The organism is Caldimonas hydrothermalis (assembly GCF_056746695.1).
The window spans coordinates 23,559-46,204 of record NZ_JBWQXA010000016.1 but is presented as its reverse complement, the minus strand read 5'-3'; the positions used below and the strand labels follow the sequence as shown (position 1 = coordinate 46,204).

Here is a 22,646-nt window from a genome sequence, read left to right as displayed (position 1 = left end):
GCCCGGGGCTTGCGCCGTGATGGCGCGTTTGGCGCTGTCGTGCCAGCCCAGGGTGGTGTGCACGCCCGGGACGTGGCAGGCGTGTTCTTCGTAGGTCTGGACGCTGTCGCGCGGCTCTTGGCTGTGGGCGCGGTGGTAGGGGATGGCGCCCCAGCGCGCGCTGTCGGGGTGTTCGGGGCAGGCTTGGGGGTCGGGGCTGTGGGCAAAGAGCACGGCGCGGTGGCCCAGGCCGCTGGCATCGTCTTGGCCGTCGACTTCTTCGAAGCGCAGGCCCAGCCCGGCGCGCGCGAGCAGGCGTTGTACGAAAGCCAGGTCGCTCTCGCGGCCTTGCACGACGTAGTCCCACGGGCCCAATGCCTCCAGGTGGGCGTCGACTTCGGCGCTCCAGCGCCACGCCGCGCGCGGCTGGTAGCCGGCCAAGACGTCGTCGATGATGTGGCGCACGCTGCAGTGCTGCCACGCCCGCGGCCGCCCGCCCAGGCGCAGCCGCCACAGCCACGGCACGATCAGCAGTTCGTAGCGCGCCAGCGCCCCGTTGCTCGCCAGCGCCCGGGCCTGCGCAATGTGGCCGCTGAGTCGGTAGCCTTGCCCTTGCGCGCCCACGGTGTGCAGCTCGGCGCGGCAGTCCAGCCAGTCTTGCAGCTCGTGGTCTGCCCGCAGCGACAGCACGTGCACCGTCCACTCGTAGGGCTCGTTGAGCGCCTCCCAGCCCCAAAAGCGCTCGACCAGCAGACCCTGCAGCCCCGGGCCTTGTATGTGGTGCAGCCGGGCGGCGTCGCCCAAAGCCTGCATCCACACCGCCGCCAGCGCGCCCGCATCGAAAGGCTCGCTCATCAGGCCTCCCTTGCTTGTCCTTGTCCCTGAAAGCCGCGCGATGCTAGCAAGCCCCTCCCAGCACAGGCCAGCTGGTTTTGGAAACAGGGTGTGACAAGGGCGGAGATCCGCCCGTGGCTGCGCGGTGTGCGTCAGCAGGAGACCCCGCAAGTGGGGGGTGGCCCGGAGGCCGCAAGTCGCGATGCGCTCAACGTGTCACAGCGGCAGTTCGGTGAAGTAGCGCCCGCCGTGGAAGATCAGCGGCGAGGCCTCGGCGCGCCGCTCGCAGCGCTCGACCTCGCCGACGAAGATGACATGGTCGCCTTCCTCGTAGCGGCTGCGGTTGAAGCATTCGAAGACCGCGGCCACGCCGTCGAGCAGCGGTGCGCCACCCGCGCCCTCGCGCCAGGGCAGCCCGGCGAAACGATCCACGCCCTTGGTGGCAAAGCGTTCGGCCAAGGCCATCTGGTCGGCCGCGAGGATGTGGATGGCGTAGTGCGAGCCGCGCTCAAAGGCCGGCTTCGACCCCGCCAGGCGCGACAGGCTCCACAGCACCAGCGGCGGGTCGAGCGAGACGGAATTGAAGGAGTTGGCCGTCAGCCCGATCAGACGACCGTCGCTGGCCCGGGCGGTGACGATGGTCACGCCGGTGGCGAAGCTGCCGAGCGCCTGGCGGAACTCGACCGGGGAGAAACTGGGGGCGGCGGCCCGACGGGGGGGGTTCACGACGTCCATGGCTGGGTGAGCGTCCATTATTCCCCAGGGCCGGCCCCGGGGAAGGGCGCAAGCCCCCCCTTTTTGCGTGGATGCCGCGCCGGCGGCGCGTTCAGAAGCGGTAGTTCACCCCGACGCTCAGCTGCGGGATCGCGCGCACCTTGCCCACGCCGTTGCGCAGCTCCTCGAGCTCGCGATCGATGTCCTCCTGCGTCACGCCGGCGATGTTGGTGGAGGCGCTGACCTTGGCCTTGCCGATCGAGGCGCCCAGGTCGAAGACGAAGCCCCAACCGGTGCCGGCGGGCTGATGGCCGTAGCCAATGCCCAGGTAGGGGGTGACGCGCGGGAACTCGATGCGCACGTCGAAGCGGTCGCCGGGCTGGGTGGTGTAGGTGGTGCCGCCGATCTCGATGGTGCCGCCATGGCCGCGGCCGGACAGGTCCACGCGCATGTCGTTGACGGTGAGGCCGCCGGTCAGGCGAAAGCCGCCGCCAAAGACGAACCAGTCAGCGAACACCCCGGCGCGGTGGGCGCGGGCCTTGCCCTCGTAGTCGATGCCCTCCTCGGTGCCGTCGGCATTGCGCGAGCCCAGGGTGGCCACATCCGCGCGCACGCCGACATGGCTGTTCAGCGGCTGCGCGTAGCCGATCATCACGCCCGGCAGGCCGATGTTGCCGTAGATCTCGCCCGCCTGGGCCGGCAGGGCACCAGCCGCCCCGAGGGCGACGGTCATCAGGAGCTTTTTCATGGGGGTGGAGGGACGCAACGGTCCGGTGGGTGGCACTGCGCCGCAGTGTAGGCACGCTCGGCTCGGCCCGAATGCGTCAAATGGACGAAAACCCCTGCGCAATTCGCGCCGATGCCGGGCCGCCACTTGCCCGGCCGGCATCAGGCCTCACAGCGCCAGGTCATAGTCGATGGTCAGCGGCGCGTGATCGGAAAAGCGCTGCGCCTTGTAGACGCTGGCGGCGCGGGCGGTCTGGGCCACCGCCGGGCTGGCCACGTGGTAGTCGATGCGCCACCCCACGTTGTTGGCCCAGGCCTGGCCGCGGTTGCTCCACCAGGTGTAGGCCTCGCCGGTGGCATCGGGGTGCAGTCGGCGGTACACATCGACCAGGCCGATCTCGTCGACCATGCGGGTGAACCAGGCGCGTTCCTCGGGCAGGAAGCCGCTGTTCTTCTGGTTGCTTTTCCAGTTCTTGAGGTCGATTTCCTTGTGCGCGATGTTCACGTCACCGCACAGCACGAACTCGCGCTCGGCCTTCAGGCGCTGCAGGTGGGGGAAGAACTCGTCGAGGAAACGGTACTTGGCCTGCTGGCGCTCGTCCGAGCTGGAGCCGCTGGGGAAGTAGCAACTGATGACCGAGAACTTGCGCGAGGGGGTGTCGAAGCGGGCTTCGACGTAGCGGCCCTCGGCATCGAACTCGGCCGAGCCGAAGCCGATTCTCACGTCGCTGGGCGCATGGCGGCTGTACAGGCCCACGCCGGAATAGCCTTTCTTTTCGGCGCAGTGGAACCAGCCTTGCAGACCGTGCGGGGCCCGCATGGCCTCGGTCAGGTCGCCGTGCTGGGCCTTGATCTCCTGCAGGCAGACGATGTCGGCCTGTTGTTGGCCCAGCCAGTCGAAGTAGCCCTTGTTCGCCGCCGAGCGGATGCCGTTGAGGTTGGAGGTGATGATGCGCAGCATGGGCGCGAGCTTACCTTCCCCGCCCGACGCCCGCTCAGGCGAAGACCTCGGCCTGCGTCAGCGACACGCCCTGGGCATCCTTGGCCGACACCTGCGGGGCCACGCCGGCATCGGGCCAGTCGATGCCGAGGACGGGGTCGTCCCAGCGGATGCAGCGTTCGGCCTGCGGGGCGTAGTAGTTCGTGGTCTTGTAGAGGAAATCGGCGCTGTCGCTGAGCACCAGGAAGCCATGCGCAAAGCCCGGTGGCACCCAGAGCTGGCGGTGGTTCTCGCCACTGAGCTCCACGCCGACCCACTGGCCAAAGCGCGGGCTGGAGCGGCGCAGGTCCACCGCCACGTCGAACACGCGGCCTTGCGTGACGCGCACGAGCTTGCCTTGGGCCATCGGGTCGAGCTGGTAGTGCAGCCCACGCAGCACCCCGCGGCGGGAGTGCGAATGGTTGTCCTGCACGAAATCGAAGTGGCGGCCGACGGCTTCGTCGAAGACGGCCTGGCGGAAGCTTTCGAGGAAGAAGCCGCGCTCGTCGCCGAAGATGCGCGGCTCGAAGATCAGAACTTCCGGCAATCGGGTGGGGGTGACCTTCATCAGAACACCTTTTCGGTGAGCACCTGCTGGAGATACTGGCCATAGCCGCTCTTGGACAGCGGGGCGGCCAGGCCGGCGAGCTGGTCGGCGCTGATCCAGCCCTGGCGCCAGGCGATCTCCTCGGGGCAGCAGATCTTGAGGCCCTGGCGCTTCTCCAGCGTCTGGATGAACTGGCTGGCCTCGATCAGGGAATCGTGCGTGCCGGTGTCGAGCCAGGCGTCACCGCGGCCCAGCACCTGCACGTCGAGTTCGCCGGCCTGCAGGTACAGGCGGTTGAGGTCGGTGATCTCGAGTTCGCCGCGCGCGCTGGGCTGGAGCGTTTTGGCGCGCTCGACGACCTGGGCGTCGTAGAAGTACAGGCCCGTCACGGCATAACGGCTCTTGGGCTGACGGGGTTTTTCCTCCAGGCTGATGGCCCGCCCGCTGGCGTCGAACTCGACCACGCCGTAGCGCTCGGGGTCGTGCACCGGGTAGGCGAACACCGTGGCGCCGCGCGCGCGGTCCTGCGCCGCTTTGAGCCGCGAGGCCAGGTCATGGCCGTAGAAGATGTTGTCGCCCAGCACCAGCGCGCTGGGCGCGCCGGCCAGGAAGCGTTCGCCGATCAGGAAGGCCTGGGCCAGGCCGTCGGGGCTGGGCTGGACCGCATACTGCAGCGACAGCCCCCAGGCGCTGCCGTCGCCCAGCAGTTGCTGGAAGCGCGGGGTGTCCTGCGGCGTGGAGATGATGAGGATCTCGCGGATGCCCGCCAGCATCAGGGCCGACAGTGGGTAGTAGATCATGGGCTTGTCGTACACCGGCAGCAGTTGCTTGCTGATGGCCAGCGTGGCCGGGTGCAGCCGGGTGCCGGAGCCTCCGGCGAGGATGAGGCCTTTGCGGGTCATGACAGCCCTCCGCCGTCCGTACCGGCCGCCACCCCCCCGAGGGGGGCCGGGCCTGGCTTGGGACGGCCCGGCGCGGCGGCCCGGGTCGGTGCGGTGAAGTGAAGGTGTTTCATATGGGTCTAGGGAAGGATTTCAGCGAGCATGCGGTCCACCCCGTGCTGCCAGGGCGGCAGGACAAGCCCGAAGGCCTCGCGCAGGCGGGTGGTGTCGAGACGGGAGTTCAAGGGCCGGCGTGCCGGTGTGGGAAACGCAGTGGTGGGCACGGGCTCGATGGCCTGGGGGGCCACACGGACCGCGTGCCCGCGCGCGCGGGCCCATTCGATGACGTGGCGGGCGTAGTCGAACCAGCTCGTCTCGCCGGCCGCCACGAGGTGGTACAGGCCCGACAGCCCGGGCCGCTCCTGCACGGCACGCAGCGCATGCGCGGTCACGTCGGCGATCAGCTCGGCCCCGGTGGGCGCGCCGATCTGGTCGTTCACCACGGTGAGGCGCTCGCGCTCGCCGGCCAGGCGCAGCATGGTCTTGGCGAAGTTGCCGCCGCGCGCGGCATAGACCCAGCTCGTGCGGAAGATCAGGTGACGGCAGCCGCTTTGCGCGATGAGCTGCTCGCCTTCGAGTTTGCTGCGGCCATAGACGCTCAGCGGGCCGGTGGGGTCGTCCTCCCGGCGGGCCCGATCGCCGCTGCCGTCGAAGACATAGTCGGTGCTGTAGTGCACCAGCCAGGCCCCCAGGGCCGCGGCCTCGCGGGCGAGCACGCCGGCAGCGGTGGCGTTGAGCAGGGCCGCCAGCGCGGGCTCGCTCTCGGCGCGGTCCACGGCCGTGTGAGCCGCAGCATTGACGATCACGTCGGGGCGAAGCGTGCGCACGGTGGCGGCCAGGCTGTCGAGTTGCGTCAGATCGCCGCACAGCCCGTCGTGGCCGTGGCGGTCGAGTGCCACCACCTCGCCCAGGGGGGCGAGCGCGCGCTGCAGCTCCCAGCCGACCTGGCCGTTCTTGCCGAGCAGCAGGACCTTCATGCGGCTTTGGCGTCCGAGGGCTGGTATTGGGTGGCGATCCATTCCCGGTAGGCGCCGCTTTGCACCTGGGCGACCCACTCGGGATGGTCGAGATACCACTGCACCGTCTTGCGGATGCCGGTGGCGAAGGTCTCGGCCGGACGCCAACCGAGTTCGCGCTCGATCTTGCGCGCGTCGATGGCGTAGCGGCGGTCATGGCCGGGACGGTCCTTCACGAAGGTGATCAGCCGGCTGTGGGGGCCGGCAGGGTCGGGCCGCAGTTCGTCGAGCAGGGCGCACACGGTGCGCACGATCTCGAGGTTGGTCATCTCGTTCCAGCCGCCCACGTTGTAGGTCTCGCCCACGCGGCCACGCGCCAGCACGGTGCGGATGGCGCTGCAGTGATCCGTCACATACAGCCAGTCGCGCACGTTGAGGCCGTCGCCATAGACCGGCAGGGGTTTGCCGGCCAGGGCATTGACGATCATCAGCGGGATGAGCTTCTCGGGGAAGTGGTAGGGCCCGTAGTTGTTCGAGCAGTTGGTGGTCAGGACCGGCAGGCCGTAGGTGTGGAACCAGGCGCGCACGAGGTGGTCGCTGGCGGCCTTGCTGGCCGAATAGGGGCTGTTGGGTTCGTAGGGATGGGTCTCGGTGAAGGCCGGCTCCTGCGGACCCAGCGAACCATAGACCTCGTCGGTGGACACGTGGTGGAAGCGGAAGGCGGCCTTCTCGTCGGCCGGCAGGGCCTGCCAGTGGGCACGCGCGGCCTCCAGCAGCGTGAAGGTGCCTTGCACATTGGTGCGGATGAAGGCGCCGGGGCCGTGGATGGAGCGGTCCACGTGGCTTTCGGCAGCGAAGTGGACGATGGCGCGCGGCCGGTGCGTGGCGAGCAGCCGGTCGAGCAGGGCGCGGTCGCAGATGTCGCCATGCACGAAGACATGCCGGGGGTCGCCGCGCAGGCTGTCGAGGTTGTGCACATTGCCCGCGTAGGTCAGGGCGTCCAGATTGAGCACGGGCTCGTCGCTGTGCGCGAGCCAGTCCAGCACGAAGTTGCTGCCGATGAAGCCGGCGCCGCCGGTGACGAGGATCATGGGTGAGGGTCTGCCTGATGCGGAAAGGTTCACGGGCGCTTCGTGCGCCAGGAGCCCGTATTGTGCGAGTCGCACGTCCAACGGCCAACCGGCGGCCACCCTCATGTCGGGGATCAGGGCCTTGCGGCCACCCAGGCAAGGGGGCCCCGGCCCGCGGCCACCCGGCCCCTGAACGGCGAGGGGATAATCCGCACCATGGCGGCCCGCGCCACGCGCGCCGCCCCTCATCTGCGGAGAGTCCATTGAAGATTGCTGTCATCGGTTCGGGCTACGTCGGCCTGGTCACCGGCGCTTGCTTCGCCGACCTGGGCATCCATGTCACCTGCATCGACATCGACGAGGACAAGGTGCGCCGCCTGCGGCAAGGCGAGGTGCCCATCTACGAGCCCGGGCTCGAGGCCCTGATCCGACCGGCCCTGGCCAACGGCCGGCTGCATTTCACGAGCGACGTGCACGAGGGCGTGGCCGGTCGCGAGGTGGTGTTCATCGCGGTGGGCACGCCGTCGGACGAGGACGGCTCGGCCGACCTGCGCCACGTGCTGGCAGCGGCGCGCTCGCTGGCGCAGGCTCTGGACGGCTTCACCGTGGTGGTGGACAAAAGCACGGTGCCGGTGGGCACGGCCGACCGGGTGCGCGAGGAGATCGCCGCGGTACTGCGCCGCCGGGGTGTGGCGCACGAATTCGCGGTGGTGTCCAACCCCGAGTTTCTGAAGGAAGGCGCCGCAGTGGCCGACTTCATGCGGCCCGACCGCATCGTGCTGGGTCTGCCCGGAGGGGAACTGGGCCGGCGCGCGCGCGAGGTGATGGATCGCCTGTACGAACCGCTGCAGCGCAACCACCAGCGCACGATCTACATGGACGTGCGTTCGGCCGAACTCACCAAGTACGCCGCCAACGCGATGCTGGCCACGCGCATCAGCTTCATGAACGAGCTGGCCAACCTGGCCGATGCGGTGGGCGCCGACATCGAGGCCGTGCGCCTGGGCATTGGCTCGGATTCGCGCATCGGCTACGACTTCCTCTACGCCGGCACCGGCTACGGCGGATCGTGCTTCCCGAAGGACACGCGCGCGATCCTGCACACCGCACGCGAGCACGGCATGGAATTGCAGGTCATTCAAGCGGTCGAACAGGTCAACGAGCGTCAGAAGCGGGTGCTGGTGCGCAAGATCGTCGCCCGCCTGGGCGAGGATCTGCGCGGCCGCCGTTTCGCGCTGTGGGGCCTGGCCTTCAAGCCCAACACCGATGACATGCGCGACGCCCCCAGCCGGGTGATCATCCGCGAGCTGCTCTCACGCGGGGCGGATGTGACGGCCTACGACCCGGTGGCCTCGAAGGAGGCGCAACGTGTGCTGCGGCAGGATCTGGCCGACCAGCCCGGCTGGTTCGAGCGCCTGCGCTTCGTCGACACGCCCGATGCGGCCCTGCCCGGCGCCGATGCCTTGGTGATCGCCACCGAGTGGAAGATCTTCCGCAGCCCCGACTTCGGCGCCCTGCGCTCGCAGCTCAAGCAGCCGCTGGTCTTCGACGGGCGCAACCTGTATGCGCCGCAACGCATGCGCCAGGAAGGCATCGAGTACCACGCCATCGGGCGGCCGATGCCGCGCGATTAGGGCCTGGAACCCGTTTCGCCTTCCCCTTCCAGCAGATCGGCGCAGCCGTGCTGGGCGATGCGTCGGCGCAAGGCCGGCGTGGCGCCAGACACCCGCAGCGGCTGGCCGCTGAGCAGTTGCCGGGCCTGCGCCAGCAGCAGCAGGCCCATGGCCTCGGCATCGAGGTCGTGCAGCCCGGACAGCTCGATCTCCAGCGGCTGCGCTCGGTGCAAGGCCTGCTTCAGCGCCGCGCGCAGCGGCCCGAGGTTGTCCGCACGGGCCCAGCCGGCCAGCCGCACGCGGTGGCCGCAAGAGGGCCCCGCGGGCTCGACCCGCACGTCCAATACCGCCGGGCCGCGCCGGCGCTGCGCCCACCACAGAGGCAGCAGCGAGCCCATCAGCAGCGGCAGCGCGGCCGCCGCATCGCGTGCATAGCGTTTCCACAACGCCGGCTCCTGCCCGATGCGCCACAGCCACTCCAGGCCGAGTCGTCGCCACACGCCCGGCGCGCGGCGCACCGTGCCGGCCTCGAAGTTGACCACCGCCCCGAGATGGCTGATGACCGGGGCCTGCAGGTGCGGGTGGTTGCGCGCGATCCAGGCCTGCCCCTTCTTCGCGCCGAGCGCCACGACGACGAAGTCCGCGCCGGCCGCATCGATGCGCTGCCGGGTCTGCGGCGTGCTCATCGAGTCGAGCGTGCCGAAGCCCGGGGACTCGAAGCCCACGCAGCGCAGCCCGCCGCCGCGCTCGTTGAGCCGCTCGCAGGCGGCCTGGGCGGCGCCCTGCGGGCCGCCGTAGAAATAGACCTTGACCGGCTCGTCGGGGTCGCCCCGGCTCAAGGCCTCGAAGAGATCCGAGCCGGCCACGCGCTCGCGCACAGGCAGCCCCAACAGGCGCGCGGCCCACACCAGGGGCATGCCATCGACCAGGCTGAGCTGGCTGAGCAGCACCGAACGCCGGAACGCGGCGTCCTCGCGGGCCGCGATCACGAAATTCAGGTTGGGCGTGGACACCCAGCAGCGTCGCCCGGTGCGCGCCGCCTCGCGCACCGCCTGCACGGCGCCGGCCAGGTCGGTCACGTCGAAGGGCAGGCCGAACAGGCAGACCACCCGCCGGTCCAGGTCGATGACCGGCGGGCTCGCCGGCCGGGGCATGGCGGCGGCAGGCTCGGCCGACATCACGCCGAACGTCCGTAATGGTCCTCGAAGCGCACGATGTCGTCTTCGCCGAGATAGGCGCCCGACTGCACCTCGATGATTTCCAGCGGCACCTTGCCCGGGTTGGCCAAGCGGTGACGCTGGCCCAGCGCAATGTAGGTGGACTGGTTTTCGGTGAGCAGGAAGCAGCGATCCTCGCAGGTGACCTCGGCGGTGCCGCGCACGACGATCCAGTGCTCGGCGCGGTGGTGGTGCATCTGCAGGCTCAGCCGCGCGCCCGGGTTGACGACGATGCGCTTGACCTGGAAGCGTTCGCCGCCGTCGATCGCGTCGTACCAGCCCCAGGGCCGGTAGACCTTGCGGTGCTGCAGGGCCTGCTGCTGGCCGTTGCGGCGCAGCCGCTCCACGATCTTCTTCACCGACTGGGTGTGGGCCTTGTCGGCCACGAGCACGGCATCGGGCGTCTCGACGACGACCACATCGTCCAAGCCCACGGTGGCCACCAGGCGCGAGCTGGCCATCACCAGACTGTTGCGCGTGTCCTCGAGCACCGCCTGGCCCCGCACCCAGTTGCCGGCCTCGTCCTTGTCGGCCACGGCCCACAAGGCATCCCAGGCCCCGACATCGGACCAGCCCACGCTCATCGGCACCACGACGCCAGGGCCGAGCTCGGGGTGTGCGGCGAGTTTTTCCATCACGGCGTAGTCGATGGAGTCGGCTGGGCAGGCCTCGAAGGCGGGCCGGTCCACCCGCAGGAAGTCGAGGTCGCGGCGCGCACGCGCCAGGGCCTGCTCGCAGGCCGTGAGGATCGCAGGCGCCAGCCGTTGCACCGCCTGCCGCCAGGCCGAGGCCCGCAGCAGGAAGATGCCGGCGTTCCAGAAGTACTCGCCGCTGGCCACATAGGCAGCGGCCGTATCGGCGTCGGGTTTCTCGACGAAGGCGTGGAGACGACAGGCCCGACCCTCGGCGGCGCAGCGTTCGCCGGCGCGGATGTAGCCATAGCCGGTCTCGGGCCGGTCGGGCCTCACGCCGAAGGTGACGAAGGCGCCCTGCCGGGCATGGTGCGCGCCCTCGGTCACGGCCTGTCCAAAGGCGCTCAGGTCGCGCACGACGTGGTCCGAGGGCATCACCAGCAGCAGGGGGTCGTCACCGTCGGCCAGGGCCGCCAGGGCCGCCAGCGTGAGGGCGGGTGCGGTGTTGCGCCCCGCAGGCTCCAGCACGATGCGCGCCTCCTGGCCCACCTGGCGCAATTGCTCGGCGATGACGAAGCGGTATTGCTCGTTGGCCACCACCAGCGGGGGCAGGGCGCTCAGCCCGTCCAACCCCTCGAGCCGCCGGGCCGTGGCCTGGAGCAGGGAGTCCTCCCCCAGCAGGGCCAGGAGCTGCTTGGGGTGGTGCTCTCGCGAGGCAGGCCACAGGCGGGTGCCCGAGCCGCCGCACAGGATGACGGGCTGGATCTGCATGGACGCACGATAGCAGGAACGGCCCGCATTGGACCGCCTCGCGCGCGCGCTGTCACCCCCGCCATCGCGGGATGCGTCGCCCTCAGGGCGTGGCCTCGCCCAGCAGGTGACGGGTGTGCTCGCGGTAGTCGCGCGGCGGCATGCCGTAGCGCGACTTGAACACCCGGCTGAAATGCGCCAGGTTGGCAAAGCCATGGGCCAGCGCAATCTCGGTCACCGAGCGGCGCTGCGGGCGCAGCAGCTCACGCCGGCAGGCCTCCAGGCGCTCGCGCAGGATGTAGCCGGCCACGCCCTCGGCTTCGTCCGAAAAGGCGTTGTACAGGTGGCGGCGGCTGCAGTTCAGGGTGGCGGCGATGCCGTCGACGCTCAGCCCAGGGTCGCCCAGGCGGGCAGCCACCAGTTGCTTGATGCGCTCTCTCAGGGCCTCGCGCTGGGACATCGCGGTCCCCCGCCCGGCCAGCTCCAGCAGCGACAGATGCACGAACTGCGTGATCGCCTCGCCGGCGGCGCGCGCCGCCTCATCGTGCATGCCCGGCAGCTCGCGGTAGACGCTGCGCATGGTCTCCAGCGCCAGGCGGGCCACACCGCCGCCACCGCCCAGGCGCCGCGCCATCAGCCCGTCCAGCGCCAACCCACGCTCGATCAGGTGCGCCTTGGGCACCATCACGATGAGGTGCTCCACCCGCACCGGATTGGCCACCGAGTAGGTGTCCGTGGTGTCGTAGATGCTCCATTGGCCGGGCGTGACCCAGGCCAGCCGGCCCCTCTGCTCGACGCCGGCGCAGCCGGTGTATGGCGCCACGATCTTGAGGTAGCCATGGTCGCTGGCGCGGACCTTCTCGCGCGAGCGCATGACCCGGTGGCGGTTGGCCTCCAGCCGTGTCAGGATGACCGCCCCGGCGTGGGCACTGATCATGCGCCCGTCGAAGTCGGTGTCGCCGTAGACATCGGACTCCAAGCCGCAGAACAGGCGGCTGATTGACCTTGCCCCTGAAAAGTGGAGTTCTTGGTCCTTGTTGAAAATGCCGACAAGGAGCAAGGTCAGTGGTAGCGCCGGTGCCCGGCCAGCAGCCCCAGCATCAGCGTGCCCAGCACGTCGCGCTTGTGGGCAGCGTTGCCGCTGCGGTACTCGAGCGGGCAGCTTGCCACCCAACGGTCGAACACGCCGGTGGCGGCCAGGAACTCGGCGAAGAACACCAGCTGGCCGTGCGGTGTGGCCGCCGCGCCCTCGTCCCAACGCACGTGCATGCGCCCGCCCAGCATGTCCACCACCTGCGGCGGCTGCTCGCCGCCGCCACCCCCTCGGCGCATCGCCAGCGCCTTGCGTCGTGCTTTACCCATATGGTGAGTGCGCCGCGACCCGACGAAACCGCGCCAGTGCTTGCTCAACGGGCGATCGCGGGCGGTGAACTGCCGGATTTAGGGTTCACCGAGCTGCGCTGGATCACGGTGCAGACGGCGCCGCGCCACTATCCCTTCTGACTCACTGAGGCTGGAAGCCCGTCTTGCGGATGATCTCGGCCCAGACCTGGCGGTAGGCGGCCTCACGCTGGGCCAGTTGCGGCCCGCTCATGAAGCCCACGTCCAGGCCCCAGCCGGTCAGGCGTTGCTTCACCTGCGGCTCGGCGATGGTCTTGGCCAGCGCCTGGGCGAGTTGCTCGAGCACCGGCTGGGGCGTGCCCGCCGGCGCGAAGAGGCCGTAGTAGGGCGGGGCTTCCAGGCCCTTGAGGCCCAGCTCCGAGAAGGTGGGCACATCGGGCAGCACGGCTTGGCGCTGGCCGCCCAGCACCGCCACCACGCGCAGCTTGCCGGCTTTGTGGTGCTCGATGAAGTCGGGCACCGAGCCGGTGCCGGCGGCGATCTGGTTGCCCAGCATGTCGCCGATCATCGGCGCACTGCCACGGTAGGGCACGCTCACGAGGTCGAGACCATAGCGCTCGCCCATCACCTTGACCAGGAACTCCGGCGTGGATGCCGGCGCGGGCACGCCGATGCTCGCCTTGCCCTGGCCCTGCGACTTCACCCAGGCCACGTACTCATCGACGCTCTTGGCCGGCGTGCCGGCCGACAGCGCAAAGGCGTTCACGAAGGTGGCGAAACCAGCCACCGGCACGAAGTCACGCGCCGAGTCGTAGCCGGGGTTCTTCACCACCATGGGCAAGATGGTGATCGTGTGGTCGTGCGAGATGAAAAGGGTGCTGCCGTCCGGTGGCGAGGCCTTGAGCGTCTGCGCCGCGATCTGACCGCCGGCGCCGGGCTTGTTCTCCACCAGCACCGCTCGGCCCAGGTGCTCCTTCAGGCGGTCGGCCAGGGTGCGGGCGATGGCATCGGTGCCGCCGCCGGCCGGAAAGCCCACCAGCAGCTTGATCGGCGGCTGAGACTGGGCATGGGCCAGGCCGGCGGCCACCAGCGCGGCCGCGGACAGCGCCGCCAGCAGCAAGCGACGGACGGATCGGGATACGGGGGCACAGGGCATACGCGACTCCGGCAGCAGGTGAGGACAGCCGCCCACTGTAAGAGATCAGCGCATGAATTTGCCATCGGGGCCAACGATGGTGATTTCCACCCAGTTCGAGCCGTGGTGGTTGGTGGGGCTGAAGTTGAGCGGGTTGCCCCCCAGCTCCCAACCGCGAATGCCCTGAATGGCCCGCACGATGGTCTCGGGCGTCACGTTGGGCGCGGCGCGGCGCAAGGCTTCGATCAGGAAGCGGCCCGCCAGGTAGCCGCCGTAGCTGTTGTAGTTCACCGGCACATCCGCCGCGGCGGCCTCGCGGTTGAAGTCGCGCGCCATCGGGTTGACCTGACGCCAAGGATAGGGCACCACCTGGGTCATGGCCAGCCCGCGGGCCTCGGCCCCCAGGGCCGGCACGGCGCTGGCGGCCACCGACAAGGTGTAGATCGGCACGTTCAGCCCCGCCTTGGCGGCCTTGACGAAACCCACCACCGACGGGCCCACCGCGATCAGCAACACGGCCATCGGGCGGGCCTGCGAGATCGTGCCCACCGCCTGGGCCGAGGTGCTGCCATCCACGGCCAACGGGGCGGAAGCCACCAAGGTGGCCCCCAGCTCCTTGGCAGCAGCCTCCACCACCGGCATCATCAGCTTGCCGAACTCGTTGTCCTGGAAGGCCACGCCGATGCGGTCCATCTTCAGCGTGACCAGCGTGCGCAGCTGGTGCTCCACCTCGTCCTTGAAGCTCGCCTGCGAGGTGAACAGGTAGGGATGGTGGCGTAACCGCAGCACGTGTGCGCCGGTGTAGATCCCCACCAGCGGCACGCGTTTTTCGGCGATGTAGGGCGAGATGGCCGCCACCCCGGCCGTGCTGCCCAGACCGGTGAGGGCCACCACCTTCTCCTGCTCGACGAGCTGGCGCACGTTCTCCACGGTGCGCTGGGTGTCATAGGCATCGTCCAGCAGCACCAGGCGGATGCGCCGGCCGTTGAGGCCGCCCTTGCGGTTGACTTCCTCGATGGCCAGCCGCCCCCCCGCCAACGCCCCCTGAAACGCCACGGCCACCGGGCCGGTCTGCGGTGCACTCTGGCCCACGACGATGTCGCCTTCCTGGGCCCCCGCAGGCCAAGCCCAGGCCCCGCCCACGGCTGCAGCCGCGCCCAGGATCAATCGGCGTCGGGTGGTACGAACGGGTGTCATCTTGGCCTCCTTCTCGAACGTCGCAGCCCCGGGCAGGCCGGCCGGCCCGCCCCAATGTGTCAAAGTGTCACAGAAGTGCACGACCGTTCATATCCGGGATAGTCATGTCGAGCGTGACGGATGCCGCAGATTCACCCCCTGAACCGGCCCTTCATTCGCGGGGGTGCCGGGATCGGTGCGATCTGCGGGTTTCTCCGGAAATGCTCCAAATTTGTGCAGGGAAACCCCTAGTGCACCGCCCACGGGCTTTCCTTACAGTCGCCGTACTCGCTGCAGGTCAGGCCCGCCAGGCTTGGCGCTGCACACGGCGGGGGACTGAGGAGACACAGAGAAGCACGCGAACAGACGCGGTGACGCGCACAAGGAATGTCACAATTCGAGGGCGCCGGCCACAAGCCGGCGCCCTTTGTTTTGGGGCTCGCCCACGCCATCCATGCTCGAATTCCTCGTGGTCACGCTGGCCTCGCTGCTGGCCGGTTTTGTCGATGCCATCGTCGGCGGTGGCGGCCTCATCCTGGTGCCGGCCCTGTTCGGGGTGTTTCCAGGGGCCGCCCCGGCCACGCTGTTCGGCACCAACAAGGGCGCCTCGGTCTGGGGCACGGCCTGGGCCACGCTGCAGTACAGCCGGCGCGTGACCCTGCCCTGGTCGGCCCTGCTGCCGGCCGCCGTGGCGGCACTGGCCGGCGGCTTCCTGGGGGCCTGGGCCGTCACGCAGGTGTCGGCCGAGGGCCTGCGCCGCGCCTTGCCCTTCATCCTGGGGGCCGTCTTCCTCTACACCCTGGCGAAGAAGGACCTGGGCCGCGACCACACCCGCCACCACCAGGGGCACACCGAGGCGCTGCTCGCCTCACTGATCGGCCTGGTCATCGGCTTCTACGACGGCTTCTTCGGCCCGGGCACCGGCAGCTTCTTCGTCTTCCTCTTCGTGCGGGTGCTGGGCTACGACTTCCTGCACGCCTCGGCCAGCGCCAAGCTGCTGAACACGGCCACCAACCTCTCGGCCCTGGCCCTGTTCGCCTGGAAGGGCCACGTCTGGTGGCACTACGCCCTGGTGATGGCGGTGGCCAACGTGGTGGGCAGCCTGCTGGGCACGCGCCTGGCGCTCAAGCACGGCGCCGGCTTCGTGCGCGTGTTCTTCATCGTGGTGGTGGGCGCGCTGATCCTGAAGACGGGGTGGGACGCCTTCGGCCCCGCGGCCTGACGTCGGCGGTGGCGATCACAGCCGCCCTGGCTGGGTGGTGACGAAGCGCACCGTGCCATCTTGAGCGACGGACGTGAACGGCAGCCAGATCGTGAACACCGCACCGCCGTCGCGCTGATTGGCTGCCCAGATGCGACCGCCGTGGGCTTTCATGATGCTGCGCGAGATGGTCAGGCCCAGGCCGGTGCCGCCGGCGCCGTCACCGGTGCGCGAGGACTGCGTGAACGGCTCGAAGATGGCCTCCAGCTCGGCCTCGGGAACACCCGGCCCCTGGTCACACACGCGGATGCTGGCACCACGCCCATCGATCCCCAGCACGACGCGCACCTGGCTCTGAGGCGGGCTGAAGCGCAGGGCGTTGGCCATCACATTGCGGATGACCTGCGACAAGCGGAAGCGGTGAAGGGGCAGGTAAAGCGGCTGCTGGGGCAGCTCCACCTCCAGCGTCACCTGACGTTGTGCCGCGATCGGGGCCATTTCGTGCGCCACCTGGCGCACCACGTCGCACAGGTCCTCGCTCTGCAGGACGAGATCCTGCAGCGACGATTCGAATTTCGAGATGTCCAGCAGTTCGTTCACGAGGGTGAGCATGCGCTGCCCCGAGGCGTGAATGTCCTCGAGGAAGCTGCGCAGCTTTTCGGGGGTCGTCGAGCGCCGCAGGGCCAGTTCGGAGAACCCGAGGATGGACTGCAGCGGCGTGCGCAGCTCGTGGCTGACATTGGCGATGAAGCCGCTCTTGACGTTGTCGGAGGCCACGGCGGCATCGCGCGCCTTGGCGATGGCGCGCTGCGCGGCAAGGAAGTCGGTGACGTCGTGCACGCTGCCCACGATGCCCAGCATGTGGTTGCCGCTTCGAAGCGCGGCCTTGGTGATCACCACGTCGCGCAACTGGCCGTCCGCACGCCGCAGCTGCAGTTCGTAGCTGGTCTTGTCCCGGCCGTGCTGCAAGGCGATGTCGTGCGCATCGTTCACCTGGTGCTCTTCCTCGGGCTGCAGATCGCTGCTGCACCGTCCGATCACCTGCGCCGCCGAGAGGCCGGTGAACTCCTCCCAGGCGCGGTTGACGGCCAGGAACCTTCGCTGTGCATCCTTCACGAACAAGGGCTCGGGCACGATCTGCAGCACGGTCTGGCTGAACTCGAGCTGCCGCTGAAGCTCGCGCCGCGCCTTCTCCCGCTCGGTGACGTCGACGGCAAAGCCCACATAACCTGCCGTACGAACGCCCGAGGGTTCGACCCAGGACAGCGACAGCTCGACGGTGGGAGCCGTCTCCTTGCGGGAGACCAGCTGCACCGTCAGCACCGCCGGCTCGGAGGCCGAGCGGCCCTGCTGCGCCACCAGGCGCGTGACGGCGGAGCGGAACTCCGGCTGGACGAGCTCGGCGAGCGGGCGGCCGTCGATCTCCTCGCGTGACAGACCGGTGAGCTCGCTCCATCGGCCGTTCGCCGTCACCACATGGCCCAGGGGGTCGGTGCGGAACATGATCTCGTGCAGGCCCTCGACCAGCAATCGAAGATCGCGCTCGCTGTGTGCGATGCGTTCGTTGGCCTTCGTGAGCCTTTCGCCCAGCAGGCGCAGGCCCCGCAGGTTGCGATAACCTGCCAGCGCAGCCCCTCCGATGAACAGCCAGGCCAGTGCCACGGCCACCGTGATCCGTGTGGCACGCTCTCTCCAGATGGCCAGGGCCGCTTCCACGGGCTTCTCGACGATCACCACCAGCGGCCACGTGCGCGATGCGCGAAAGGCCTGCACCGCCTGCGCGCTCAGCACGCCAGGCCCGATCAGGTCGGCGTGCTCGCGCTGCGGCAGATAGTCGACAAAGGCGGGGTGACCCTGCAGCGACGGTGCCTCCAGGGCGGACCACGGGGCCTCGACATCGGCCACGAGCACGCGCCCCTGATAGTTGGTCAGCGTCACCGCATGGCCGGAGGTGGCGGCCACGAGATGAAAGTGGTTGGCCAAGACGCTTGGATTGAGGGCTGCGACCAGGTAGGCCCCCTCGGCAGCCGCATCATGGCGCACCTTCTGGACCAGCAGGATCATGTCCAGTGGCGATGCCGCCGCCTCGAAGCTGTCCAGGTCGCGCCCCTTGAACAATCCTCCGAGCACGGCGGCTTGGACCTGAGCGGCCACCTCCAGATGCCGCGGATCGATCCGGGCTTCCAGGTTGACCGGCTGCGAGCTTGCAAGGACGAGGCCCGTGGCATCGAGCAACGACAGGCTGCGGACCAGCGGCTGCCCCTGGGCCGCCTGCTCCAGCAGCACGGTCACGCGCAGGGCCTCCGACGCCTGCACCGCCTCCGACAAGGTCCGCAGCAAGCGATCCAAGTGATCCAGCGACCGCGTGACGTGATCTTCCAGGACGCGTGCCACCATGGCCGCACTCTCGCGTTCCCGATCAAGCGTGCTGGCGCGGTCGTAGTGGAGGAACAGTGCCGCCATGACGGCCACGACGCATGCCGTCACGCCCCCCAGGGCGACGGCCAGCCAAGGGGGCAGCCATCGCGGGAGCAGTCGGTAGGGAGAGGTCCGGTGCGCCATCGGCCATCCTAGCGGCGCACCACGATCTCGCTCAAGCCATGCCGGCGTGCAGCGGTCTCGAGAGTGCCATCGCGGCGGATGCGCGCAACGAAGGCGTCGATCACGGCTCCCCAGGCCTCGTCCCCGAGTTCGCTGGCGTAGCCGTAGTCGAGCACGAAGAAGGGCTGGGGCGGGGAGATGAGGCGCGCCCAGTCGGCGTTGTCCAGCAGGCGGCGGCTGTAGGGATAGTCGGTCATGAACACGTCCACGCGGCCGGCCTCCAGCTCCTGCTCGCGAGTGGCCGGGGGACGCACCACGACCATCTCGGCCTGCTTGAGCGACTCACGCATCACGGGCTCCATGAAGGTGCCGGCCTGCACGGCCACCTTCACGCCGGCCCTGTCGATGTCAGACCAGTTTCGCACCACGCGGGACGTGCGCATCGTGATGGCGTAGATGCCGCTGGACAGATAGGCCGGCGAGAAGCGCATGACCTTGGTGCGCTGCGGCAGCTTGCCCACGGCGAACATCGCCACGTCGCAGCGGCGCTGCGTGACGTCCTGCACGAGCGTTGCAAAGGAGGACTCCACGTACCGCAGGGTGACACCCAGCTCACTGGCGAACTCTTTCGACAGGTCGATGTCGATGCCGCTGAGCTCCTGCGTCTTCGGGTTGCGGTAGGTGATGCCGTAATAGTCAGGCCAGATGCACACGCGCAGCTCGCCGGAGCTGCGCACGCGCTCGAGGGCCCCGGCGTTGGCGGCCGCCGCGGTGGTCAGCAGGCCCAGGGACAAGCCGGCGATCAGGATCTTCAGGTTCATGACGTTCACAGGCGCACGACGCGCCGGTTGGGTTGAGCCGGCGCCTGCCGGCACTGTGCCAGACCGCAAGCGTCTGGCGCACTGGAGGAGTCGAAGGATCGTGACGGATGCCGCGCCGCCCCGCAGGCTTTCGGGGTTCATGGCCCGGCACCTGCCAGCGGAAGCCAGATCGTGACCACCGTGCCCACGCCATACTCGCTCTGTATGGCCACCCGCCCGCCCTGCAGCTCGACGATCTCCTTGACGAGCGACATGCCCAGGCCGGTGCCGGGGATGCTGCCGGAGGGGTCCGCCCGATAGAAGCGCTCGCACACGCGCGCCATCTGAGCCGCGGTCATCCCGATGCCCTGGTCCTGAACCCGGATCCCGACATGGCGCACGCCGTCGTGCAACGCCAGCGGCGTGCTCAAGCGGACCTCGCCACCGGCCGGCGAGTACTTGTACGCATTGGACAGGACGTTGAGCAGCGCCTGGCGGGTCTTCTCGGGGTCCACATGCACCACCAGGTCCACGGCCGCGTCGTCGACCTCCCACTGCACCTGCCGCGGATCGCCGGGAACGAGCAGGCTGCCCAGCGTGGTCGAGACGAGCTCGCCGATCCGGACCGGCTCGGGCTTGAGGTCCTTGCCCTGGCGCGCCTCGATGCGCGCGAGATCCAGCAACTCGTTGAGCATGTTGATCAACCAGGACGCCTGCCGGTGGATGATCTCGAGCATGTCCTTGCGGCGCTCATCGGGCACCTGCCGCCTCAGGAGCAGTTCGCTGAAGCCGAAGATGCTGGCCATGGGCGTGCGCAGCTCGTGGGCTGCCGTCGTGAGGAATTCGCTCTTCATGCGATCGACTTCGCTTTCACGCGTCACGTCCCGGAAGAAGAGGATGGTCTCGCCGGATTCGGTCATCGTGCGCCGCACCGTCCGCTTGAGCGTCCGGCGCTGGGGCCGATGCATCTCCAGGGTGACTTCTTTGTCCGGACCCGGACGGTGGTCGTCCAGGGGCACCACGATCGGATCGTAGGGTATGGACGGGTCGCACAGCTCGCTGAAGTAGCTGTCGAAGGTCGCCAGGTCGAGCACGCCGATCACCCGGTCGGCCTGCCAGCCGGTGATCTCCAGGAAGGCCGGGTTGCAGTAGGCGAGCCAGCCGTCGCCGTCGAACAGCACGAAGCAGTCCGGGCTGAGCTTGAAGATGGTGTCCAGGCGGGCGCTGCGATCGGCCAGGGCGCGGCGCGCCACCTCGCGCTGGGTCACGTCGTTGATCACGCCGATGTAGTGGGTGAGCGAACCCTGCGCGTCCGCGACCGGGGACAGCGACAGCTCGTTGAAGAAGGGGGTTCCGTCGCGGCGGTAGTTGCGCAGCGTGGTCTGCACGGGCTGGCCGGCCGCGATGGCCTCGCGCAACAGAGCCACTCCCGGTTGCGCGCGGTCATCGGCCTGGAGGATGCGGCAGTTGCGGCCGATGATGTCCTCGCAGCTCCAGCCCGTGATGTCGGCAAAGGCCGGGTTGGCGTAGACGACCGGAGCGTCGGGCCAGACCATCGAGGCGATGACCACGCCGTTGCGCGAGGCATCCAGCGCGCGATTGAACAGGCGCAGCTGGTCGTCGGCCCAGCGCTTCTCGGTGAGGTCGCGCACCACGCAGGCGTAGCAGGTGTCGCCCGCCGGCGCGATGTCGGAGATGGAGACCTCGATGGGGAAGGCCGTTCCTTCGTGCCGCAGACCGTTGGCCTCCAGCCTTGCCACGCGCACGCCTGTGGAGGACATGAGCACCCCACCGCGCACCACCTCGGCGAAGCGCGCGGCGTCCAGCGCCGGGATCAGGCGCTGCAGGGGTTGCCCGATCACCTCTTCGGGCTGCAGGCCGAACAGGGACGTGATGGCCGGGTTCACGAGCGTCACCGTCATGCGGTCGCTCAGCCCGATGAAGGCGTCGGGCATGGCGCCCAGCATCGCCGTCAGGCGTTCCTGCGCCACGCCCACCGCATCGAGCTGCGCCTCAAGCCGCAGGGAGGCCTCGTTGAGGGCGTCCGCCAGGTCGGCCACCTCTCGCGTGGGGGTATGGCCCACGTAGAAGCTGCCGGGCCGGTCGGTCAGGCGTCGCGAGAACGCCGCGAGGCGCTGCAGCGGTGCGAGGGCCCGAAGGCCGAGCGCGTAGGACAACAGGACCAGGCAGGACACCCCCACCGCCGCGGCCGCGGGATGGCTGGGCAGTTGTGATCCCATGATGGTGGCCGAGACCACCACCCCGCTCAGCAAGGCGAGGAGCTGATGGCGCAGACGCGGAAGCGTTCGGCCCATGCATCACCCTTGTGGCGGCAGCTCGAGCAGGCCCTGGAAGCTCAGAGCCTGGTCGTTGACGGAGTCGCGCAACGCGCACAGCGACTCGATGTCGCGCACGAAGATGTCCACGAGCATCGGGTCGAACGCTCGCCCGCGCTGCTGGACGAGCATGCGCAACGCGTCCTCGTCCGAATACGCCTTGCGGTAGCAGCGATCCATCGTGAGCGCGTCGAAGAAGTCCACGATCGCCACAATGCGGCCGGATAAGGGGATCGCATCGCCCGCCAGCCCGCGCGGGTAGCCCGTCCCGTCGAAGCGCTCGTGGTGGCTTGCGGCCGCCTCGGCGGCAAGCTGGAAGAGTGGGTTCCTCGAGCGGCCCAGGATCGCCGCACCGATCTCCGGATGCAGCTTCATGGTGGTGCGCTCGGCGTCATCCAGCGCGCCTGGCTTCTTGAGAACCGCATCGGGAATGCCGATCTTGCCGATGTCGTGCATGGGCGCGGCCATACGCAGCATGCGCGCCCATTCGGCCGGACAGCCTGCCGCCAGGGCCAGGCGCTCGGCGAGGAAGCCGATGCGAACGATGTGGATGCCGGTGTCGTCGTCGCGGTACTCTGCGGCCAGGGCCAGCCGCATCAGCGCTTCATGGTGCGCCGCCGACACCTCCTGCAGCGCGAGGTTGCGCTCGCGGTACAGGCGGTGCAGGTCGTTCAGCATCCGCTCCATCTGGGAGAGCACGGCATCGGTGTCCTGCAGGCCCATCGAGGGCCCCGCCAGGGGAGCCGGGCGGGTGATGCGTGAGGCGCCGGTGTCCATGATCAGGCCGGCGTCAGGAGTTGTTCGATGGTTTCGATCAGCTGCAAAGGGCTGAAGGGCTTGACGAGGTAGTTGTCGGCGCCGGCCTGCAGACCCGCTTCCCGGTCCTTGGTCTGCCCCCTGGCCGTGAGCAGCACCACGTGGATGTGACGCAACGCCGGGTCGCTCTTGATGCGCTGGCACACCTGCAGGCCATCGAGCTCTCCCGGCATCATCACGTCCATGAGCACCATATCGGGGCGGATGGCCTGAGCCATCTTCAGGCCGAACACGCCGTCGGCCGCCTCGTGGATCTCGTAGTTCTCGAACTCGAGCGTCATGCGGATGAGTTTTCGGATGTCGGCGTGGTCTTCGACGATCAGGATCTTCTTCATGGTGGCT

General features: G+C 69.2%; 21 protein-coding genes. 2 read left to right on the top strand and 19 right to left on the bottom strand.

The window, feature by feature from the left end; all coding sequences use genetic code 11:
• The 8 genes from AC1ECW_RS15520 to rfbB all read right to left on the bottom strand — a co-directional run.
• Positions 1-834, bottom strand: an 834-nt coding sequence (locus tag AC1ECW_RS15520) for a contractile injection system protein, VgrG/Pvc8 family (protein ID WP_481202205.1), incomplete at its 3' end; no start/stop codon positions are given.
• A gap of 195 nt (positions 835-1,029) precedes the next feature.
• Complete coding sequence (locus AC1ECW_RS15515) at positions 1,030-1,548, bottom strand: flavin reductase family protein (protein ID WP_409708108.1); 519 nt, start codon at positions 1,546-1,548, stop codon at positions 1,030-1,032.
• A gap of 91 nt (positions 1,549-1,639) precedes the next feature.
• Positions 1,640-2,275, bottom strand: coding sequence for a hypothetical protein (locus AC1ECW_RS15510; protein WP_481202204.1), 636 nt, complete (start codon positions 2,273-2,275; stop codon positions 1,640-1,642).
• Positions 2,276-2,422: 147 nt separating this feature from the next.
• Positions 2,423-3,214 (bottom strand): exodeoxyribonuclease III, encoded by a 792-nt coding sequence (locus tag AC1ECW_RS15505; RefSeq protein WP_409708114.1) that lies wholly within the window; start codon positions 3,212-3,214, stop codon positions 2,423-2,425.
• Between the two features lie 34 nt (positions 3,215-3,248).
• Positions 3,249-3,800, bottom strand: coding sequence for a dTDP-4-dehydrorhamnose 3,5-epimerase (gene rfbC / locus AC1ECW_RS15500; RefSeq protein ID WP_409708117.1), 552 nt, complete (start codon positions 3,798-3,800; stop codon positions 3,249-3,251).
• Complete coding sequence (gene rfbA, locus AC1ECW_RS15495) at positions 3,800-4,681, bottom strand: glucose-1-phosphate thymidylyltransferase RfbA (protein ID WP_409708120.1); 882 nt, start codon at positions 4,679-4,681, stop codon at positions 3,800-3,802. Before rfbA ends, rfbC begins: the two co-directional genes overlap by 1 nt.
• Before the next feature lie 119 nt (positions 4,682-4,800).
• Positions 4,801-5,697, bottom strand: a complete 897-nt coding sequence (rfbD, locus tag AC1ECW_RS15490; protein WP_409708123.1) for a dTDP-4-dehydrorhamnose reductase — start codon at positions 5,695-5,697, stop codon at positions 4,801-4,803.
• A complete protein-coding gene (rfbB, locus tag AC1ECW_RS15485) occupies positions 5,694-6,767 on the bottom strand; it encodes a dTDP-glucose 4,6-dehydratase (protein ID WP_409708126.1) in 1,074 nt (357 codons plus the stop codon). The genes rfbD and rfbB overlap by 4 nt, the downstream gene beginning before the upstream one ends.
• Positions 6,768-7,009: 242 nt before the next feature.
• Here rfbB and AC1ECW_RS15480 point away from each other — a divergent pair, with 242 nt between their 5' ends.
• Positions 7,010-8,380: a UDP-glucose dehydrogenase family protein gene (locus tag AC1ECW_RS15480; protein ID WP_409708129.1), complete on the top strand. Its 1,371-nt coding sequence runs from the start codon at positions 7,010-7,012 to the stop codon at positions 8,378-8,380.
• Here AC1ECW_RS15480 and AC1ECW_RS15475 read toward each other — a convergent pair.
• From AC1ECW_RS15475 to AC1ECW_RS15450, 6 genes are all read right to left on the bottom strand, one after another.
• Positions 8,377-9,537 (bottom strand): WecB/TagA/CpsF family glycosyltransferase, encoded by a 1,161-nt coding sequence (locus tag AC1ECW_RS15475; protein WP_481202203.1) that lies wholly within the window; start codon positions 9,535-9,537, stop codon positions 8,377-8,379. The two genes, AC1ECW_RS15480 and AC1ECW_RS15475, sit on opposite strands and share 4 nt — an antisense overlap.
• On the bottom strand, positions 9,537-10,979 hold the full coding sequence (locus tag AC1ECW_RS15470) for a mannose-1-phosphate guanylyltransferase/mannose-6-phosphate isomerase (RefSeq protein WP_409663049.1): 1,443 nt from the start codon (positions 10,977-10,979) through the stop codon (positions 9,537-9,539). The genes AC1ECW_RS15475 and AC1ECW_RS15470 overlap by 1 nt, the downstream gene beginning before the upstream one ends.
• A gap of 82 nt (positions 10,980-11,061) precedes the next feature.
• Positions 11,062-12,018, bottom strand: coding sequence for an AraC-like ligand-binding domain-containing protein (locus AC1ECW_RS15465; protein WP_481202202.1), 957 nt, complete (start codon positions 12,016-12,018; stop codon positions 11,062-11,064).
• A gap of 2 nt (positions 12,019-12,020) precedes the next feature.
• Complete coding sequence (locus AC1ECW_RS15460; RefSeq protein WP_481202201.1) at positions 12,021-12,320, bottom strand: hypothetical protein; 300 nt, start codon at positions 12,318-12,320, stop codon at positions 12,021-12,023.
• Between the two features lie 142 nt (positions 12,321-12,462).
• The gene (locus AC1ECW_RS15455; protein ID WP_481202200.1) at positions 12,463-13,455 is read right to left on the bottom strand and encodes a Bug family tripartite tricarboxylate transporter substrate binding protein; all 993 of its coding nucleotides are present in this window, start codon (positions 13,453-13,455) and stop codon (positions 12,463-12,465) included.
• Between the two features lie 45 nt (positions 13,456-13,500).
• Positions 13,501-14,631, bottom strand: a complete 1,131-nt coding sequence (locus AC1ECW_RS15450; RefSeq protein ID WP_481202199.1) for an ABC transporter substrate-binding protein — start codon at positions 14,629-14,631, stop codon at positions 13,501-13,503.
• Positions 14,632-15,064: 433 nt separating this feature from the next.
• Here AC1ECW_RS15450 and AC1ECW_RS15445 point away from each other — a divergent pair, with 433 nt between their 5' ends.
• The gene (locus AC1ECW_RS15445; RefSeq protein WP_409663755.1) at positions 15,065-15,832 is read left to right on the top strand and encodes a sulfite exporter TauE/SafE family protein; all 768 of its coding nucleotides are present in this window, start codon (positions 15,065-15,067) and stop codon (positions 15,830-15,832) included.
• A gap of 15 nt (positions 15,833-15,847) precedes the next feature.
• Here the strand turns inward: AC1ECW_RS15445 and AC1ECW_RS15440 are convergent, their stop codons facing one another.
• From AC1ECW_RS15440 to AC1ECW_RS15420, 5 genes are all read right to left on the bottom strand, one after another.
• Entirely contained in the window at positions 15,848-18,373 is a 2,526-nt protein-coding gene (locus tag AC1ECW_RS15440; protein WP_409663758.1) for a sensor histidine kinase, read from the bottom strand.
• Between the two features lie 8 nt (positions 18,374-18,381).
• On the bottom strand, positions 18,382-19,173 hold the full coding sequence (locus AC1ECW_RS15435) for an ABC transporter substrate-binding protein (protein WP_409663761.1): 792 nt from the start codon (positions 19,171-19,173) through the stop codon (positions 18,382-18,384).
• Positions 19,174-19,310: 137 nt separating this feature from the next.
• Entirely contained in the window at positions 19,311-21,467 is a 2,157-nt protein-coding gene (locus AC1ECW_RS15430) for a PAS domain S-box protein (RefSeq protein WP_409663764.1), read from the bottom strand.
• A gap of 3 nt (positions 21,468-21,470) precedes the next feature.
• Positions 21,471-22,211, bottom strand: a complete 741-nt coding sequence (locus AC1ECW_RS15425; protein WP_409663767.1) for an HD-GYP domain-containing protein — start codon at positions 22,209-22,211, stop codon at positions 21,471-21,473.
• Between the two features lie 56 nt (positions 22,212-22,267).
• Complete coding sequence (locus tag AC1ECW_RS15420) at positions 22,268-22,639, bottom strand: response regulator transcription factor (protein ID WP_481202198.1); 372 nt, start codon at positions 22,637-22,639, stop codon at positions 22,268-22,270.
• Positions 22,640-22,646: the final 7 nt, after the last annotated feature.

What these genes read in the sequence shown, in the direction of transcription:
- AC1ECW_RS15475 (WP_481202203.1), bottom strand. Translation starts at nt 9,537, where the DNA reads ATGTCGGCCGAGCCTGCCGCCGCCATGCCCCGGCCGGCGAGCCCGCCG.
- AC1ECW_RS15470 (WP_409663049.1), bottom strand. Translation starts at nt 10,979, where the DNA reads ATGCAGATCCAGCCCGTCATCCTGTGCGGCGGCTCGGGCACCCGCCTG.
- AC1ECW_RS15515 (WP_409708108.1), bottom strand. Translation starts at nt 1,548, where the DNA reads ATGGACGTCGTGAACCCCCCCCGTCGGGCCGCCGCCCCCAGTTTCTCC.
- rfbB (WP_409708126.1), bottom strand. Translation starts at nt 6,767, where the DNA reads ATGATCCTCGTCACCGGCGGCGCCGGCTTCATCGGCAGCAACTTCGTG.
- AC1ECW_RS15445 (WP_409663755.1), top strand. Translation starts at nt 15,065, where the DNA reads ATGCTCGAATTCCTCGTGGTCACGCTGGCCTCGCTGCTGGCCGGTTTT.
- AC1ECW_RS15510 (WP_481202204.1), bottom strand. Translation starts at nt 2,275, where the DNA reads ATGAAAAAGCTCCTGATGACCGTCGCCCTCGGGGCGGCTGGTGCCCTG.
- AC1ECW_RS15435 (WP_409663761.1), bottom strand. Translation starts at nt 19,173, where the DNA reads ATGAACCTGAAGATCCTGATCGCCGGCTTGTCCCTGGGCCTGCTGACC.
- AC1ECW_RS15450 (WP_481202199.1), bottom strand. Translation starts at nt 14,631, where the DNA reads ATGACACCCGTTCGTACCACCCGACGCCGATTGATCCTGGGCGCGGCT.
- AC1ECW_RS15505 (WP_409708114.1), bottom strand. Translation starts at nt 3,214, where the DNA reads ATGCTGCGCATCATCACCTCCAACCTCAACGGCATCCGCTCGGCGGCG.
- rfbD (WP_409708123.1), bottom strand. Translation starts at nt 5,697, where the DNA reads ATGAAGGTCCTGCTGCTCGGCAAGAACGGCCAGGTCGGCTGGGAGCTG.
- AC1ECW_RS15420 (WP_481202198.1), bottom strand. Translation starts at nt 22,639, where the DNA reads ATGAAGAAGATCCTGATCGTCGAAGACCACGCCGACATCCGAAAACTC.
- AC1ECW_RS15440 (WP_409663758.1), bottom strand. Translation starts at nt 18,373, where the DNA reads ATGGCGCACCGGACCTCTCCCTACCGACTGCTCCCGCGATGGCTGCCC.
- AC1ECW_RS15430 (WP_409663764.1), bottom strand. Translation starts at nt 21,467, where the DNA reads ATGGGCCGAACGCTTCCGCGTCTGCGCCATCAGCTCCTCGCCTTGCTG.
- rfbA (WP_409708120.1), bottom strand. Translation starts at nt 4,681, where the DNA reads ATGACCCGCAAAGGCCTCATCCTCGCCGGAGGCTCCGGCACCCGGCTG.
- rfbC (WP_409708117.1), bottom strand. Translation starts at nt 3,800, where the DNA reads ATGAAGGTCACCCCCACCCGATTGCCGGAAGTTCTGATCTTCGAGCCG.
- AC1ECW_RS15455 (WP_481202200.1), bottom strand. Translation starts at nt 13,455, where the DNA reads ATGCCCTGTGCCCCCGTATCCCGATCCGTCCGTCGCTTGCTGCTGGCG.
- AC1ECW_RS15460 (WP_481202201.1), bottom strand. Translation starts at nt 12,320, where the DNA reads ATGGGTAAAGCACGACGCAAGGCGCTGGCGATGCGCCGAGGGGGTGGC.
- AC1ECW_RS15425 (WP_409663767.1), bottom strand. Translation starts at nt 22,211, where the DNA reads ATGGGCCTGCAGGACACCGATGCCGTGCTCTCCCAGATGGAGCGGATG.